This is a genomic window from Modestobacter lacusdianchii, assembly GCF_054177765.1.
On sequence record NZ_JBJJTJ010000016.1, the window covers coordinates 1 to 11,660 of the forward strand.

10 protein-coding genes are annotated in these 11,660 nt (G+C 76.0%); 6 read left to right on the top strand and 4 right to left on the bottom strand.

Annotated elements, in window-relative coordinates:
* Positions 1 to 582, bottom strand: a 582-nt coding sequence (locus ACJTNH_RS12830; RefSeq protein ID WP_458176223.1) for an amidase family protein, incomplete at its 3' end; no start/stop codon positions are given.
* Positions 583 to 724: 142 nt separating this feature from the next.
* Between ACJTNH_RS12830 and kynU the strand changes: the two genes are divergently transcribed.
* Positions 725 to 1,990: a kynureninase gene (gene kynU, locus ACJTNH_RS12835; protein WP_458176225.1), complete on the top strand. Its 1,266-nt coding sequence runs from the start codon at positions 725 to 727 to the stop codon at positions 1,988 to 1,990.
* 1 nt (position 1,991) lies between these two features.
* Here the strand turns inward: kynU and ACJTNH_RS12840 are convergent, their stop codons facing one another.
* Both ACJTNH_RS12840 and ACJTNH_RS12845 read right to left on the bottom strand, forming a co-directional pair.
* Positions 1,992 to 2,864, bottom strand: coding sequence for an SCO6745 family protein (locus tag ACJTNH_RS12840; protein ID WP_458176227.1), 873 nt, complete (start codon positions 2,862 to 2,864; stop codon positions 1,992 to 1,994).
* Positions 2,861 to 3,469: an HNH endonuclease gene (locus ACJTNH_RS12845; protein ID WP_439957949.1), complete on the bottom strand. Its 609-nt coding sequence runs from the start codon at positions 3,467 to 3,469 to the stop codon at positions 2,861 to 2,863. The genes ACJTNH_RS12840 and ACJTNH_RS12845 overlap by 4 nt, the downstream gene beginning before the upstream one ends.
* Before the next feature lie 134 nt (positions 3,470 to 3,603).
* Between ACJTNH_RS12845 and ACJTNH_RS12850 the strand changes: the two genes are divergently transcribed.
* The 5 genes from ACJTNH_RS12850 to ACJTNH_RS12870 all read left to right on the top strand — a co-directional run bounded on the left by ACJTNH_RS12850 (position 3,604) and on the right by ACJTNH_RS12870 (position 11,000).
* Positions 3,604 to 5,682 carry a prolyl oligopeptidase family serine peptidase gene (locus tag ACJTNH_RS12850; protein WP_458176229.1) on the top strand — a complete coding sequence of 693 codons (2,079 nt, stop codon included), beginning with the start codon at positions 3,604 to 3,606 and terminating at the stop codon, positions 5,680 to 5,682.
* A gap of 320 nt (positions 5,683 to 6,002) precedes the next feature.
* Complete coding sequence (locus ACJTNH_RS12855) at positions 6,003 to 7,265, top strand: MFS transporter (protein WP_458176231.1); 1,263 nt, start codon at positions 6,003 to 6,005, stop codon at positions 7,263 to 7,265.
* On the top strand, positions 7,262 to 7,693 hold the full coding sequence (locus ACJTNH_RS12860) for a globin (protein WP_458176233.1): 432 nt from the start codon (positions 7,262 to 7,264) through the stop codon (positions 7,691 to 7,693). Before ACJTNH_RS12855 ends, ACJTNH_RS12860 begins: the two co-directional genes overlap by 4 nt.
* 101 nt (positions 7,694 to 7,794) lie before the next feature.
* A complete protein-coding gene (locus ACJTNH_RS12865) occupies positions 7,795 to 9,321 on the top strand; it encodes a glycoside hydrolase family 13 protein (protein WP_458176235.1) in 1,527 nt (508 codons plus the stop codon).
* A gap of 155 nt (positions 9,322 to 9,476) precedes the next feature.
* Complete coding sequence (locus ACJTNH_RS12870; protein WP_458176237.1) at positions 9,477 to 11,000, top strand: ATP-binding cassette domain-containing protein; 1,524 nt, start codon at positions 9,477 to 9,479, stop codon at positions 10,998 to 11,000.
* A gap of 198 nt (positions 11,001 to 11,198) precedes the next feature.
* On the opposite strand, the gene ACJTNH_RS12875 is transcribed toward ACJTNH_RS12870, so the two are convergent.
* Positions 11,199 to 11,567, bottom strand: coding sequence for a hypothetical protein (locus ACJTNH_RS12875; protein ID WP_458176239.1), 369 nt, complete (start codon positions 11,565 to 11,567; stop codon positions 11,199 to 11,201).
* Between the last annotated feature and the right edge of the window lie 93 nt (positions 11,568 to 11,660).

Sequence of the window (11,660 nt, forward strand, 5' to 3'; positions counted from 1 at the left end):
CCCCCCCCCCCCCCCCCCCCCCCCCCCCCCCCCCCCCCCCCCCCCCCCCCCCCCCCCCCCCCCCCCCCCCCCCCCCCCCCCCCCCCCCCCCCCCCCGCCACTGGAACCACCGGCCAGCAGCGTGGTGTCCCAGGGGCAGCGGGCGGGACCGACCAGGCCGTTGTCGGTGTAGCAGGGGAAGCCGAACTCGGGGGTGTTCGTCTTGCCCAGGCTGATCGTGCCGGCCGCGGCCAGCGCGGTGACCACGGCGTCGTCCACGGCCGGGACGAAGTCGGCCAGCACCGTCGACCCGAAGGTGGTGCGCACCCCGGCGGTGTTGGCCAGGTCCTTGATCGCCGTGGGGACGCCGTGCAGCGGGGGCAGCTCTGCGCCGTCGAGCACCGCCCGGTCGGCGGCCGCGGCCTGGGCCCGGGCCCGGTCCGGGGTCACGGTGAGGAACGCGCCGACGGCGGCGTCCAGCGCCTCGATCCGGGCCAGGGAGTGCTCGACCAGCTCGGTGGGGCTCACCTCCTTCGCGCGGACCGCGGCCGCCTGCTCCAGCGCGGTCAGGTCGTGCAGCTGCGTGCCGGTCGGAGAGGTCACCCGCCGGACGCTAGTGCTCTGCTGCCCCCCAGGCAGCAGAGCACCAGCGTCCGCAGCGATCACGTCGAGGCAGCCGTCCCACCGTCCCGGGGTGCGCACGCTCGACCCGAGGTGATCACCGCCCACGAGGCAGGATCTGCCCGTGGACCTCTCCCGCGACGCCGCCCTGGCCGCCGACGCCAACGACCCGCTCGCCGGTCTCCGCGCCCGCTTCACCGGCACGGACGACGACGGCCCCGACCGGCTGATCTACCTGGACGGCAACTCCCTGGGCCGGCTGCCCCGGGACACCCCGGCCGCGGTCGCCCGGGTCGTCGAGCAGGAGTGGGGCGCCGGGCTCGTCGGCTCCTGGCGGGAGTGGGTGGAGCAGTCCCGGCGGATCGGCGACGCGCTGGCGGCCGGGGTGCTCGGTGCCCGGCCGGGCGAGGTGCTGATCAGCGACACCACCAGCGTCGACCTCTACAAGCTGCTGGTCGCCGCCGTCGACGCCCGGCCCGGCCGGGACGTGCTCGTCTGCTGCGCCGACGACTTCCCGACCGACCGGTACATCGTGGCCGGGGTGGCCGAGGCCCGCGGCCTGACCGTGCGCGAGGTCGAGGCGCACATCGACGAGGGGCTGGACCTGTCGGTGCTCTCCGCCGCCCTCGACGATCGGGTCGCCGTCGTCGTGCTGTCCCAGGTGGCCTACCGCTCGGGCGCGCTGGTCGACATCGCGGAGGTGACCCGGCTGGCCCGGGAAGCGGGCGCACTGGTGGTCTGGGACCTCAGCCACGGGGCCGGGGCCGTCCCGGCGGACCTCACCGCGGCCGGCGCCGACCTCGCCGTCGGCTGCACGTACAAGCACCTCAACGGAGGCCCGGGCGCGCCGGCCTTCCTGTACGTGCGCCGGGAGCTGCAGGACCAGCTCCGCCAGCCGATCTGGGGGTGGTTCGGCCAGCGCGACCAGTTCGCCATGGGCCCCGTCTACGACCCGGCCGAGGGCGTCGACCGGTTCTCCGTCGGCACTCCCCCGGTGCTCGCGATGGCCGCGGTGGAGGTCGGCGTGCGGCTGACCGCGGAGGCCGGGATCCACCGGATCTGCGCCAAGGCGCAGGCGCTCACCGGCCTGGTGGTCGAGCTGGCCGACGTCTGGTTGGCCGAGCACGGCGTCACCGTCGCCAGCCCCCGGGACGCCGCTCGCCGCGGTGCGCACGTGAGCCTGGCCCACCCGGCCGCCTGGCAGCTGACCCAGGCGCTGATCGACCGCGGCGTCGTGCCGGACTTCCGCACCCCCGACCGGCTGCGGCTCGGCCCGGCGCCGCTGTACACCCGGTTCGTCGACGTCTGGGACGCGATGGACCGGCTGCGGACCGTGCTGTCGGACCGGTCGTACGAGGGCCAGCCGGTCGAGCGCGCCCGGGTGACCTGAGTCAGGACGTCGTCCACCTCGGGTCGGGGACGCCGATCGGGTTGCGCTCGGGCCACTCCCCCGCCGCCACGACCGCCCGGCGGACCGGGAGCAGCAGCTCGGCCAGCCGTTCGCAGCCACTGGTGCCGAGTGCCGCCCACGGTCCCCGCGCGAGCCGGTCGGTGTCTGCCTCGACCTCCGCGCGCAGCGCCGCTCCCGGTGCGGTGAGCTGCCCGTCGGCGAGCAGGCCGTCCGCAGTCAGCCGCTCCGCGCACGCCGCCCACTGCTCCGGTGACCAGCCGCGGGCGCGCTGCAGCCACGCTGCCTCCGTCGTCCCGGCCGCGGCGGCCAGCACCAGGGCCGGCAGGCCGAGCAGCTGCCGGTGCAGCAGTGCAGCCAGGTGGCCGTCGCCCCGGTGCTCGCGGAGCGTGGTCAGCGCCTGCCACAGCACCAGGTGCGGCTCGGCCGGCCAGGACGACCCGGCGTTGGCCGCCGCGAGGGTGCGGCCCAGGACGTCGGCCGCCTCCGCCGCACGCCGGGCGAGCTCGGCGGCCTCCCGCGCTGCGGCCGACCCGGCGAAGCCCGGGACGACCCGGTGGACCGCGGCGTCCACCCCGGCCAGCCGGGCGGCGAGGGCGTCAGCGGGCGAGACCGTCGCCCACACCTCGGGGACCCGCCGGGCCACGAAGTCCGGCGCGAACGAACCGAAGGTCGCCGTGACCACCTCGGCGCCCACGGGACCGAGCGGCGCGGCCCGCCCGGCGAAGTAGCCGGCCCAGAAGCCGGTCAGGCCGGCGTCGGCGAAGGCGGTGCGCGCCTCGCCGGCGGAGTAGGTGAGCGCGTGGAACGGCTCGCCCAGCACCCACAGCCGCCGGGCGGTCCCGGGCGCGTTCACGCGCTCACGGAGTCGGGCATGCCCAGCCACTCGTGCCATCGCGGGTCGACGGTGCGGTGGCCGAGCAACCGCCACGCCGCCCCGCTGGGCGCCCCGGGCGGGTGCGGCAGCGACCAGCCCATCTCCGCCAGCGACCGGTCGGCCTTGGTGTGGTTGCACCGCCGGCAGGCCGCCACGACGTTGTCCCAGGTGTGCGTACCGCCCCGGCTGCGCGGCACCACGTGGTCGATGCTGGTCGCCGATCCCCCGCAGTAGACGCAGGTCGACCCGTCGCGGGTGAACACCGCCCGGCGGGACAGCGGCACCTGCACCGGGTAGGGCACCCGCACGTAGCGGGTCAGCCGCACCACGACCGGGACGGCCACGGTCACCCGCTCGGCGTGCACCTCGTCGTCGGTGACGTCGACGGCCTCGGCCTTCGCCGCCAGGACCAGCACGATCGCGCGGCGGCTGGAGACCACGCACAACGGCTCGTAGGTGGCGTTCAGCAGCAGGGTGGCGGCGGTGGTGGACGACGCCGGGGCGGGCGCGGGCGGACCGGGGACAGGGCCGCGCCGCGCACCGGTCGACCCCGGCGCGGACGACCCCAGAGCGGTGATCGACACGGGACACCTCCGAGTGCCCGTGGCCACCGACGGCTTCGACAGCCCACGGGCACCCTCATCCTGCCCTGGCGACGGCGGTCTCGGCCATCGAGTGAGCCGAGCGGTCCGTCGGTGCCCGCAGCTACGGTCGGCCCGTGCGCTACCCCGACGCCCCCCGCCTGGACCTGGTCGACGACCTGCACGGTCACCTGGTCGCCGACCCCTACCGCTGGCTGGAGGACCCCGACGACCCCCGCACCGCCGCCTGGGCCGCCGCCCAGGACGAGCTGGCCGCCGAACTGCTGGCCGGGTTGCCGGCCCGGCCGGTGTTCGCCGACCGGCTCGCCCAGCTGGTGCACGCCGGCGCGGTCGGCGTCCCGGTGTGGCGCCGCGGCCGCGCCTTCTCCACCCGCCGCGACCCGGGCCAGGAGCACGCCGTCCTGCGGGTCACCGAGCCCGACGGCAGCACCCGGGTGCTGGTCGACCCGACCGCGCTGGACCCGGCCGGCACCACGACGCTGGACGCCTGGCAGCCCTCCTGGGAGGGCGACCGGCTGGCCTACCAGCTCTCCGTCGGCGGCGACGAGGAGTCGCAGCTGTTCGTGCTCGACGTGGCCACCGGCCAGGTGCTCGAGGGGCCGATCGACCGGTGCCGCTACTCCCCCGTCGGCTGGCTGCCCGGCGGCGAGGAGCTGTTCTACGTGCGCCGGCTGGCCCCGGAGCTGGTGCCCGCCGGTGAGGAGCAGTTCCACCGGCGGGTGTGGCGGCACCGGGTGGGCAGCGACCCCGACACCGACGTCCTGGTGCACGGCGAGGGCAGCGACCCCTCCACGTACTTCGGTGCCCGCACCAGCGCCGACGGGCGCTGGCTGGTCGTCTCGGCCTCGGTCGGCACCGCCCCGCGGGACGACGTGTGGCTGGCCGACCTGGCCGGTGACGGCGTGCTCCGCGAGCTGCAGGTGGGCGTGGACGCCCAGACGTCGGCCTGGGTGGCCCGCGACGGGCGGCTGTGGCTGCACACCGACCGGGACGCCCCGCGCAGCCGGCTGGTGGTCGCCGACCCCGCCGACCCGGCCAGCTGGGCCCCGTCGGCCTGGCGGGAGGTCGTCCCGCAGTCCGACGACGGGGTGCTCTCCGACGTGGCCCTGGTCGACGGCCCGGACGGCGACCTCCGGGTGCTCGCGGTGCACGCCGTCGACGCCACCGACCGGCTGTCGCTGTGGGCCGGGGACGGCAGCGGCCGGCTGGCCGACGTCAGCGACCTGCGCCCGGGCAGCGTCACGGCGGTGAGCGCCCCGCCGGAGGGCGGCAGCACGGCGTGGGTCGGGTTCACCGACCACGCGACGCCGCCGTCGGTGCTCCGCTGGGACGCCGCCGAGCCGACCGCCCTGACGGTGCACGAGCAGGCCCCGGTGGCCGGCGACGTGCCCACGGTCCAGGTCGTCGAGGCGCACGCGACCTCCGCGGACGGCACGCCGGTGCACCTGTTCGTGCTCTCCCCCTCCGGCCTGCCGGACACCCCGCGGCCGACGGTGCTCTACGGCTACGGCGGGTTCAACGTCTCGCTCACCCCGGCGTACAGCGCGCAGGCGCTGGCCTGGGTGGCCGCCGGCGGCGTGTGGGTGGTGGCGAACCTGCGCGGCGGCTCCGAGCACGGCGAGGAGTGGCACCGGGCCGGCATGCGCGAGCGCAAGCAGAACGTCTTCGACGACTTCGCCGCGGCCGCCGAGCACCTGATCGCCGAGGGCTGGACGACGCCGGCCCAGCTCGCGGTGATGGGCGGCTCGAACGGCGGCCTGCTGGTGGGCGCGATGACCACCCAGCACCCCGACCTGGTCGCCGCGGTCGTCTGCAGCGCCCCGCTGCTGGACATGGTCCGCTACGAGCTGTTCGGGCTGGGCCGCACCTGGAACGACGAGTACGGCACCGCCGCCGACCCGGTGGAGCTGGGTTGGCTGCTCGGCTACTCGCCCTACCACCGGGTGGTCGAGGGCACCGCCTACCCGGCGGTGCTGTTCACGACCTTCGAGTCCGACACCCGGGTCGACCCGCTGCACGCCCGCAAGCTGGCCGCGGCACTCCAGCACGCCACCACCGCCGACGCCCCGATCGTGCTCCGCCGTGAGCTGTCGGTGGGGCACGGCGCCCGTGCGGTCAGCCGCACGGTCGGGCTCGCCGCCGACCAGCTGGCCTTCCTGGCCGCCTACACCGGGATGACGCCCGTCCCCGAGTGAGGCGTGGGCCGGACGGGGGGCCCACGCGCCTGCCCCTGGGCGTCGCTGCCAGGGGCAGGCGCGTGGGAGCCGGAGCCGGACACGGGCCTCACCTGCGCACTCTCTGGTTCCGGAACGCCCTCCGCTCGCCAGCGCGTCGTCGCGAGAGGTCATCGACCGGATCAGTTCCACCTGCCACACTCCTGCGTCATGAAGCGCGCACGGGCGGTCACTGCGGCGTCGACCGCCGCCGGCTCGGACGCAGGTCCACGCTGAGCCGCCGCCGTCGGGGGGCCGCCACCCCGGGCAGCCGGCCGGCCACCTTCGGCCAGGTCTTCGCGGTGCGCGAGTTCCGCCCCCTGTTCGGCTCCTACCTGCTGTCGACGATCGGCGACGAGCTGGCCCGGGTCGCGCTGACCGTGCTCGTCTACCAGCGCACCGACTCGGCGCTGCTGTCGGCGGTCACCTTCGCGATCAGCTACCTGCCGTGGGTGCTCGGGGGGCCGGTGCTGGCCGCGCTGGCCGACCGGCTGCCCCGGCACCGGGTGCTGATCAGCAGCGACGTGGCCCGCGCCGTCCTGGTCGCGACCATGGCCGCGCCGGGCATGCCGCTGCCGGTGCTGCTGGCCCTGCTGCTGCTGGTCTCGCTGTGCTCACCACCGTTCGAGGCGGCCCGCTCGGCGCTGATGGCCGACGTGCTGGAGGGCGACCGCTACGCCGTGGCCACCTCGCTCACCGGCGTCACCGCACAGGTGGCCCAGCTGATCGGCTTCCTGCTCGGCGGTGCGCTGCTGCTGCAGTTCTCCCCCGCCGCGGCGCTGCTGCTCAACGCCGCCACCTTCGCGGTCTCCGCCGGCTGGTTGGGCCTGGGGCTGCAGCGGCGTCCGGCGCCGGGTCTGGAGGACGCCGAGGAGGAGGTGCGGTCGATCTGGCAGGACACCGCCAGCGGGATGCGCTTCCTCGCCTCGGCCCCGCGGCTGCTGGCCATCGTCGGGGTGCTGTGGGTCGCCGCCCTGTTCGTCAACGCCCCCGAGGGCATCGCCACCCCGCTGGGCCTGCAGCTGCAGGGCACCACCGCCGCCACCGGCGTGCTGCTGGCCGCAGCGCCGGCCGGCACCGCCCTCGGCGGCCTGGTCGTGGGCCGGTTCTGCCCGCCGCACGTCCGCGAGCGGCTGCTCGCCCCGCTGGTCGCCCTCTCGCTGGGCGGCGTGCTGCTGGCCGGTCTGGTGCCGCTGTGGCTGGGCACCGGCACCACCGCGTTCGCGGCGGTCGTGGCGCTGTTCTTCGTGGCCGGGGTCGGCGGCGCCTGCTCCATCCCGCTGAACGTGGCGTTCGTGCAGGCCGTGCCCAGTGCCTACCGGGGGCGCGCCTTCGGGGTGGCGGCGGCGGGCCTGGCCGGGGTGCAGGGCCTGGGCGTCGTCCTGGCCGGCCTGGGCGCGGAGGTGCTGCGGCCGAGCACCGTGGTGGCGCTGTGCGGCGCGATCGGGCTGGTCGCCGTCGTCGTCCCGCTGGTGGCGCTGCACCGCACCCGCTCCCGTCCGGAGCACGGAGACGACGCCCACGTGGCCCCGCAGGTCTCCGCTGAGGGAACATCGCAGGCATGAGCGAGACGAGCCGGCCGCTGCCCGACGCGGCCACCTTCTACGCGGAGATCGGCGGGGAGCCCACCTTCCGCAGCCTCGTCGCGCACTTCTACGCCGCCGTCCGGGAGGACCCGGTGCTGCGGCCGATGTACCCGGCCGACGACTGGGACGGCGCGGAGACCCGGCTGCGGATGTTCCTCGAGCAGTACTGGGGCGGGCCGCGCACCTACTCCGAGCAGCGCGGGCACCCCCGCCTGCGCATGCGGCACGCCCCGTTCGCCATCGACGGCGCCGCCCGCGACGCCTGGCTGACGCACATGCGCGCCGCCGTCGACTCCCTCGGGCTCACCGCCGAGCAGGACGCGACGTTGTGGGGTTATCTGGAGATGGCAGCGCGCAGCATGCAGAACCGTTGGTCCGAGGACGCCGGCGGCGCGCTGGCCCCCTGAGCCCGCACCTCCACCCGCAGGAGCCTCCGCTGAGCCAGCACCCGACGCCCCAGCCCGCCACGAGCCAGGCGGCGGCGACTGCCGACTGGTGGCGGGAGGCGGTGTTCTACCAGGTCTACATCCGCAGCTTCGCCGACGGCACCGGCGACGGGGTCGGCGACCTGGCCGGCATCCGCGCGCACCTGCCGTACCTGGCCGAGCTCGGCGTCGACGCGCTGTGGATCACGCCGTTCTACCCCTCGCCGATGCACGACCACGGCTACGACGTCGCCGACCCCCGTGGCGTCGAGCCGGTGTTCGGCGACCTGGCCGGCTTCGACGAGCTGCTGGCCGAGGCGCACGGCCTGGGCCTGCGGGTGACGATCGACCTGGTGCCCAACCACAGCTCGCACGACCACGAGTGGTTCGCCGAGGCGCTGGCCTCCCCGCCGGGCTCTCCGGCCCGGGCCCGCTACTTCTTCCGCGACGGGTCGGGCCCGGACGGCGCCGAGCCGCCGAACAACTGGCCCTCGGTGTTCGGCGGGCCGGCCTGGACCCGGGTGCCCGACGGGCAGTGGTACCTGCACCTGTTCGCCCCCGAGCAGCCCGACCTCGACTACTCGAACCCCGAGGTCGTCGCCGACCTCGAGGAGACGCTGCACTTCTGGCTGGACCGCGGGGTCGACGGCTTCCGGATCGACGTGGCGCACGGCATGGCCAAGCCGCCCGGCCTGCCGGACATGGTCCCGGCCGAGGACACCGGCCTGTTCGCCGACGACGGCCCCGGCGACCTGCGCTTCGACCAGGACCACGTGCACGCGCTGCACCGCCGGGTCCGTGCGGTGCTCGACCAGTACCCCGACCGGATGGCGGTCGGCGAGGTGTGGGTGTTCGACGACGAGCGGTTGTCGCACTACCTGCGCCCCGACGAGCTGCACCTGGCGTTCAACTTCCGGCTGCTCACCGCGGAGTGGGACGCCGACGAGCTGCGCGCGGCGGTGGAGCACTCGTTGAACACGGTGGCGCCGACGCCGGCGCCGGCCTGCTGGGTGCTGTCCAACCACGACCGGCCCCGGCACGTCACCCGCTACGGCGGCGGCGAGGTGGGCACCCGGCGGGCGCGCGCCGCGGCGCTGCTGCAGCTGGCACTGCCCGGCGTGGCCTACGTCTACAACGGCGACGAGCTCGGCATGCCCGACGTCGACCTGCCCGACGAGGTGCTGCAGGACCCGATCTGGGAGCGCTCGGGGCACACCGAGCGGGGCCGGGACGGCTGCCGGGTGCCGGTGCCGTGGTCGGGCGACGAACCGCCGTACGGCTTCTCCACCACCGCCGACACCTGGCTGCCGATGCCGCCGGGCTGGGGGCCGCTGACCGCTGCGGCCCAGACCGGGCACCCCGGCTCGATGCTGTCGCTGTACCGGGAGGCGCTGACGCTGCGGCGCGGCCCGGCGTTCCGCGGGGACGGCGTCGAGTGGCTCCCCGCACCGGACGGGTGCCTGGCCTTCCGGCGTCCCGGCGGTCTGGTGTGCCTGCTCAACCTCTCGCCGGCGCCGGTGCCCCTGCCGGAGGGGCAGGTGCTGCTGGCCAGCGCACCGGTCGTCGACGGGCACGTGCCGGTCGACGGCGCGGTGTGGCTGGGCGTCTGAGCGGGGGTTCGGGGGCCTCCCGGGACCGGTCGTCTCGGGAGGCGCGCCGCCCCACGACCGGTAGCATCGAGGTAGTTGCACAGCGTCGCGGGAGACGCTGAGACCGCCGTCCACCGGCTCCGTCCGGGGACACTTCCCGGGGAGGCCTGCCTGCCATGGCGTTGCTGCAGGTCGACGGCCTGACCAAGTCCTTCGGGGCTCGACGTGTGCTGCGCGACGTGTCGTTCGCCCTCGAGCCGGGCGAGATCGTCGGGCTGGTGGGTGCCAACGGGGCGGGCAAGTCGACCCTCGGCGACATCCTCGCCGGCATCACCGCCGCCGACTCCGGGGCGATGACGCTGGCCGGCCACCCCTACGCGCCGCTGTCGGCGGCCGATGCCCGCCACCTCGGGGTCGGGGTCGTCGAGCAGCTGGTCCGGATCGACCCCGGGCTCACCGTGGCCCAGGCGGTGTTCCGCGGCACGGTCCAGGCCGGGCGGCCGCAGGCCGAGCTGCGCCGGCAGTCCCAGGTGCTGCTCGCCGAGGTCGCCCTGGACGTCGACCCGGACACCCTGATCGGCGACCTGCCGCACTTCGTGCACGGGGTGGTGGAGATCGCCCGCGTGCTCGCCGAGGACACCCGGCTGGTCGTGCTCGACGAGGTCTCGGCCGCGCTGCTGCCGGTCGAGGTCGAGGGCCTGCACGCCGTCGCCGGCCGGCTCAGCCGCCAGGGCCGCGGGGTGCTGTACATCAGCCACCGGCTGCCGGAGATGCTGGCCGTGGTCGACCGCGTGCTGGTGCTGCGCGACGGACGGATCGCCCTGGACAGCCCGGCCGCCGCGCTCGACCCGGTGCGGCTCGCCGCGGAGACCGTCGGCGAGCCGGTCGCGCTGCCCGCGCCGCGGGTCACCACACTCCCCCGGCCGGACGACGCCCCGGCGCCCGCGCCGCGGCCGGTCGGCTCGGACGACGTGACGCTGCAGGTGCGCAACCTGCGGGTGCCCGGCGCGGTCGAGGGCGTCGACCTGATGCTGCACCGCGGCGAGGTGATCGGGCTGACCGGGCACCGGTCCTCCGGGCTGGGGGAACTCGTCGGCGCCCTGTCCGGCGAGCTGCCGGCGATCACCGATGAGCTGCTGCTGCACGGCGAGCCCCGGTCGCTGGGCCCGACGCCCGGCCCCGACGTGCTGCGGGTGCCCGCCTACCGCCCCGACGACGACGCCTACGGGGTCGACCCCGGCGAGACGATCGCCCGCACGCTGACCCAGGAGCAGTGGGGCGCGCTCACCGACATGCGCAAGGAGATCGCCACGCTGCGCGGGGTGATCCGCACCGTGCACCAGATGGACGTGAAGACGCTGAGCATCCGCACGGTCTTCGGCGCGCTCTCCGGCGGCGACCAGCACAAGATCGCCCTCGCCCGGTGGATGTCCGCCTCCGCGCAGGACGTCGTGGTGCTGCACGAGCCCACCCGCGGCCTGGACGTGCGCGCCCGCCACCAGGTGCGCCGGCTGCTGGACGACGCCACCGCCTCCGGGACGTCGGTCGTCGTGGTGTCCGTGGACCCCGACGAGCTCGCCGAGTGCTGCGACCGCGTCGGGATCGTGTCCGGCGGCCGGGTCGCCCGGTGGATCGACCCCGACGAGGTCGCCGCCGACGCCTTCCGCGACCGGATCGCCGCGGCCACCGCTGCGGCCTGACCGGTCGATCGGCCCGCTCGGCGACGCCGTCCCCGCTCGGGCACCGCATCGCCCGAGCGGCGCCGTCCCCGCTCGGGTACCGCGTCCCTCCCCCGCAGCGGGCGGCGGCACCGCCCGCGTGGGGCGGTGCCGCCGTGGGTCAGGCGCTGACGCCCGTGCCGACTGCCGCGCTCTCGTGGCCCGCGGCGGGGACGGCGGTCAGACGCTGACGCTGCCGGCGACCGCGCGCAGCTTGTGCCGGGCCAGCGCCAGGTTCGCCGTCGTCCGGTCGAGCACCAGGTAGATGAACAGGCCGGCGTTGCCCTGGCCCTTGAGCACGTTGATCAGGTGGTACTGGCTCGCCAGCGTGATCAGGATGTCCTCGACCTCGTCCTTGAGCTCCAGGTCGGAGATGGTGCGCAGCTTCGCGCGGACCACGTTGGAGTTGCCGGCGGCCGCGACGTTGAGGTCGAAGCCGGGTGCGCCGCCGGTCGCGAGGGCCATGCCGCTGTCGATGTCGACGATCGCGGCGCCGTTGGCGCCCTCGATCGCGAGCAGGTCGGCGATGACGTTGTCGAGCTGTGCCACGGGTGGGGCTCCTGTCGTTGTCGGGCGGGGACGCAGCGGGGTGCTGCGCTCCGGACCAGGGGGCGGACCGGACGTCGGGACGGGCACGGGACT

What these genes read in the sequence shown, in the direction of transcription:
- ACJTNH_RS12860 (WP_458176233.1), top strand. Translation starts at nt 7,262, where the DNA reads ATGAGCGAGACGAGCCGGCCGCTGCCCGACGCGGCCACCTTCTACGCG.
- ACJTNH_RS12870 (WP_458176237.1), top strand. Translation starts at nt 9,477, where the DNA reads ATGGCGTTGCTGCAGGTCGACGGCCTGACCAAGTCCTTCGGGGCTCGA.